This window comes from Photorhabdus sp. RM323S (assembly GCF_042879375.1).
GTDB classification, from domain to species: Bacteria; Pseudomonadota; Gammaproteobacteria; order Enterobacterales; family Enterobacteriaceae; genus Photorhabdus; species Photorhabdus tasmaniensis.
In genome coordinates, this window is the sequence record NZ_JBHFKZ010000091.1 from 1 (window position 1) to 6,278 (window position 6,278).

General features: G+C 50.7%; 1 protein-coding gene. It reads left to right on the forward strand.

Annotated elements, in window-relative coordinates:
• The coding region (locus ACGF7G_RS21305; RefSeq protein ID WP_387468203.1) for a hemagglutinin repeat-containing protein at window positions 1-6,278 on the forward strand (6,278 nt) is incomplete at both ends.

Here is a 6,278-nt window from a genome sequence, read left to right on the forward strand (position 1 = left end):
ACTATAACCAACAGTAACAGCCAACCTGAACAGGGGATTTCCAGCCTGGGAACCCTGACCATGACCGCAGGTACCATTGATAACCATCAGGGGATCGTAGCAGCTAATCAACAACTCAAAGTGACATCATCAGGAATAGTCGATAACACCGGAGGTACAATAGTCAGTCAGCATCAGCAACTGACACTGAAAACCGGTGAAATGGACAACACCGGAGGCTTGTTGAAATCCGGTACCACCCTTTCACTCAACACCCAAGGCCAAAAGCTGACTAACGCCCAGAGCGGAGAAAAACGCGGCATTCTCAGCGGCAGTGACCTAACACTGGAAGCTGGAGAAATCGATAACACCACTGGTGTGATAGATTCACAAGGCGAAACCACACTGACCAGCCAGAACCTCGACAATACCAAAGGAAAAATTCTTTCAAAGGGAAAAGCAGGCCTGACAACACAAGCGGTCAACAACAAAAGCGGACTAATTCAATCCACAGCCAGTCTGGATCTGGATACCCAGCAGCAGGAACTGGTCAACACTGACAGCGGTGAAAACGGCGGGATTGTAGCGCAAGACTCCTTGGAACTGACCACCGGTAAACTGATCAATGACCGCGGATTTATCCGTGGCAACGCAACCCACATTAACACCCATCAGCAAGCGCTAAACAACTTAGCAGGCACCATAACCAGTAAGAAAAACCTGCAACTCGACAGTGGTGAACTCAACAGTACTGGAGGAACAATAGAATCTGATGGCGACATAACGCTGGACACGCATGGAGAAAAACTGACCACTGCACAAAGCGGGAAAAACGGGGGTATTGTCAGTAAAGGCACACTTACTCTGACCACTGGTGAAATCGACAACCATGATGGAACCATTACTGGTACAGGAGCAACAACAGTCACTGGCGGTGAATTGAAAAATCAGGGTGGAACACTCGTCAGCAAAAAAGGTGCGCTGACATTAACCGTGAACGAAACTGACAACACAGGCGGCTTGCTAGAATCCGGCACTACCCTTTCACTTGATACCCTCGGCCAGAAGCTGACTAACGCGCAAACGCAAAAAAGTGGAAATAACCATGGCATACGCAGCGGTAGTGACCTGACTTTAAAAGTTGGAGAAATCGATAACACTGCTGGCGTGATAGGCTCACAAAGCGAGATCACACTGATCAGCCATGACCTCAACAACACCGACGGAAAAATCCTCTCGAAAGGTAAAGCGGACCTGATAGCACAGGCAGTTAACAACCAACGCGGGCTGATGAAATCTATAGCCAGCCTGAAACTGGATACACAACAGAAGAAACTAACTAATACCGATAGCGGTAAAGTTGGCGGAATTGTCGCGCAAGATACCCTAAAACTGATGACAGGTGAACTCACCAATGACCGAGGATATATCCATGGCAACGAAACCGACATTGATTCACATAAACAGACATTAAACAATCTGGGCGGCACAATACTCAGTAATAAAAACTTGCAACTTAGCAGCGGAGAACTTAACAGTACCGGTGGGAAGATAAAATCTGATGGCAACATGACGCTGGACACCCACGGGAAAAAACTGACAACCGCCCAAAGCGGCGACAACGGTGGTGTTATCAGTAAAGGGACGATGACCTTAACAACAGGTGAAATCGACAACCATGATGGCGTAATTATTGGCACAGGAAAAACAACCATCACTGGCGGTGAACTGAAAAATCAACGCGGGACCCTCTCCAGCGAAACCGATGCACTGGAATTATCAGTGAATGAAACTAACAACAGAGGCGGCCTGTTACATTCCGCAGGTAAACTGACACTTGATACACACGGCCATGTTCTGATTAATGAGAACAGTGACGATCAAGAGGGCATTCACAGCCAGGACGACCTACTGATCACCAGCGGTGATTTACATAATCAGGCTGGCACTATTACCAGTCGTAAAGTTGCAACACTGAACACCGCCGCCGTGAATAACACCCAAGGCACTATTGTCGGCACTCAACAAACTATGCTCACTACCCAAGCATTCAATAACCTGAAAGGCACCGTCCGGTCTGATGGAACACTGAGACTGAACACCCAGGGCCAACGCCTGGATAACAACGGTGACAAAGATAAATCAGGAAGAGTGTCTGCTCTGGGAGATTTGATGCTGGATATCTGTGAGTTAAATAATGACACCGGTTTTATCGCTGCTGACGGAAAAACCGACATCATCGGCACGACATTAATCAATAACAATGGTCATATTGCCGGTAATGGTGGATTGGAGATTCACAGCCAAACACTCACCAACCACAATGGCAAATTACAGTCGGCGGAAACCGTCAATATTGACACGAACAAGCAGCTACTGGACAACCAGCACGGCCGTATCATTGGTGATAAGGGAACAACAGTGACCAGCGGCAAACTGGACAACCGCCACGGACATATTCAGGGTGGGAAACTGGTTATCGACACAGGATTGGCTGATACAGATAACAAGGACGGTAAACTGTTGTCAGCAGGCACCATGAACCTGGATACCCAGCAACTCGACAACCGTCACGGACAGATCAACGCTGTGGGTGACTCAACACTTAACGCGAAGAAACAAACGAACAACACTGACGGCTTTATCCATGGTGACCAACGGCTGACTCTAGACACGGCAGAACTGATTAACCGGGAGACTAATTATCCTGAGCGGGGAACTGAAGCTCAACACCTGATCATTAAAGCTCAACAAGTGGATAACACTCAAGGCGCATTACGGGGGGCCGACAGCCTGCAAACCATCGTCAGTCAGACACTGGATAACACACAGGGACTGATTTCTGGTGGAAAGCAACTCACCATTGAAGACGAAGATCAGAAACTGACGGTTAACAATCAAAAAGGCATTTTAATTGCGAGTGAAAAAACCAGTATCAAAGTTGACACTCTGAGTGGTGGCGGGCAGGTGTTATCACAGGGCGATATGGAGATAAAGTTAAAACAGGATTTCCACAACACTGATAACATCGCCGCCAACGGCAAGCTATCGCTGGAAACCGCAGGCAACATCATCAATGACAGCACAATTAAAGCCGGACAGGCGTATCTGGCAGCAAAAAACCTCACCAACACCCAAGCTGCGGAGATCAGTGCCGAGAAAACCCACTTCAATATCCGTGACACATTGACTAACACGGGACTTATTGACGGCGATCTCACCCATCTGACAACCAAAATACTGGACAACACTGGCACCGGACGTATTTACGGTGACCAGATAGCCCTCCAGACAGGCACGCTCAATAACACCGCACTGAATGGCAAAGCCGCCGTCATTGCCGCTCGAGACCAAATGGACATTGCTACTGGGACTCTAAACAACCTTAACCATGCCCAGATTTACAGCGTGGGTGATATGCGCATCGGCGGACAACTGGATGAAAACCTAGTCGCCACCAGTCAGGCTGGCAAGCTCAACAACCACGCGGCAACCATTGAGGCAGGCGGTAACCTAAGGATTGATGCCGCTATTATCCGTAATACCAATGACCGACTAGTGACACAGGTGGTGGAAGTAGAAAAATCCCAGCGTCATGAAGCGGTATTGAGCGAACACACTACCCGTTATGACTGGTCGCAAGTAGACACATCCTACCGAAACAAATACGGTGTGCACGACGCCATTATGCCTGATGGCAGCAGGAGTAATGAATTTTACGAGTACCGGTACACCCATACCATCACAGAAACCCAGATAAAAGAGAGCGATCCAGGTAAAATTCTGGCCGGGGGCAATATGACCCTGAATAGCGCAACGTTGACCAACAATGACAGTCAAATCGTGGCTGGCGCAACACTGGACGGCAATATTGATGAACTGCACAACAACGCTACCAAAGGTGAACGCATTATCATGGATGAAGGCCACCAGATCAGCTGGTACGCCAAAAAGAAAAAACGCAAAGGTCGTGGCACCAAAACATCCCAGGGGAGAAGTTGGAGCGATTATCGCCCGGCACCGGTAACCGAAACTATTGACCTAAAAGCGTTGGCCTGGCAGGGTAACACCCGCCCTGACGCTACTGGCATAACGATAAGTGACAGGCAGACAAGCCGTGTTCAAAGTGCACCAGCCGGGATTAATCTGACCTCAAGAATGGCGGAAGCAGGTGAAGTTACGCTCATGAACGCGACTATCAACGCCATCACACTCAACATCCCGACACAGACTGACGACCGAGGAACCACCGTAACTATCCCTACGGAAACAGTCACACTGCCGGACAGGAACACATCGGCTGATCGCCCATTATTTTCTCATACGGGCCAACAGACTGAGCTGGTATTACCATCTGGCACAGTGGCACTGCCGAACAGAGACGCTCTGGTTGAACATCCATCACTTTCACCGGCCCAACAGACTGAACGGGTGCTGCCACCCGCCACCGTTACCCTGCCAAACAGTGGCACATTGGCTGAACGTCCACTCGTATTACCGACCGGTCAACAATTTGAACTGGCGCTACCGCCTGATACTGTCAAAGGCCAAAGCGTCGAACCGCTTATCCGCATCGTTGCCCCAAATACCCGTTTGCCGGATAACAGCCTGTACATCGTGCAACCGGGTAGTGACAGCCATTATCTGGTAGAAACCGATCCCAAATTCACCCAGTATAAAAAATGGCTGGGCACGGATTATATGCAACAACAGCTCACCAATGACCCGGCACTGACCCACAAACGCCTAGGCGACGGATTCTATGAACAGCGTCTGGTACGTGAGCAAATCACCCAGTTGACCGGCCAACGTTATCTGGCTGGTCACAACAACGATGAAGCCCAATTCAAAGCGTTGATGGAAGCCGGGGTCTCCTTCAGCAAACAACAACAACTGACCCCAGGTATCGCACTGAGTCCGTCACAAATGTCTCTGCTCACCTCGGACATCATCTGGCTGACCAACCGGACGGTGACCCTGCCGAATGGCACAACGCAGACCGTGACCGTGCCGCAGGTCTACGCCCGGGTCAATAAAGGCGACCTGACCGGAGATGGTGCCCTGTTATCCGGTCGTAACGTGGTACTAAACAGCCGGGGCGATATCACCAACAGTGGCACCATTAGCGGACGTGAAGTCACTCGATTGACCGCTAAAAACCTGACCAACAGTGGCTTTATTCAGGGTGGCAAAGTAGATTTAACCGCACAGCAGGATATCACCAACTTGGGCGGCAGCATTCAAGGGCAAGATAGAGTTTCTGCGCTGGCAGGCCGGGATATCACCAGTACCTCTACTCTGCGCGATGACAATATTAACCGCTGGCTGGACCGCCCAGCGGGGATTTATGTCCAGAATGACCAGGGTACCTTGTCGCTGAAAGCCATCAACAACGTCCAACTTACTGCCAGCAAAGTCGATAACGCCGGTAAAGACAGTCAGACAGAGATAACGGCAGGCCGTGACCTGACATTGGACACCCTGCGCACCCGTCGCACAGAAAACGGCGATTGGGGGAACGATAACTACCGCCATTTGACGCAGGAGCACGACACCGGCAGCCAAATAACCACCGCTGGTAACCTGGCACTACGAGCCGGCAATAACCTCAATGCTACCGCCGCTAATGTAAATGCCGATCAGCAACTGACAGCCCAGGCAGGGAACAATCTCACCCTGAATGCCGGTATCGCTTCATCAGACCTGGTCGAGCATAGTAAACAGACCAGCAAAGGTTTGCTCTCTAAATCATCAGTCGAAACCCACGACGAAATACATGAGCGCCGAGCAGTGAGCACCACCCTTAGCGGAGACAGCGTCACCGTGCAGGCTGGTAATGACATGAACATCATCGGCAGTAACGTGGCTGGCACCCAGGAGGTCAATCTGGCCGCCGGCAATCAGCTCACCGTCACCACCGCAGATGAAGCCCGTCACGAGACGCACCTGCGGAAAGAGAAAAAATCCGGCCTGATGGGTACCGGCGGTATCGGCTTTACCGTCGGTCAGGCCAGCCAAAAATCCACCACTGACATCGACAGCAACCTCAGCAAAGGCAGTACAGTCGGCAGCAGTCAGGGCAATGTCACGCTCAACGCGGGAGAACGGCTCAACGTTCACGGCAGTGATGTGGTCTCGGGCCGGGATATGACCCTCACCGGCCAGGATGTCAATATCACCAGCGCGGAAAACAGCCATACCGCTATCTCCAAAACTGAACAGAAACAAAGCGGTCTGACTGTGGCCCTGTCCGGGACAGCCGGCAGTGCCGTGAATACTGCGGTACAAACCGTCAAAGC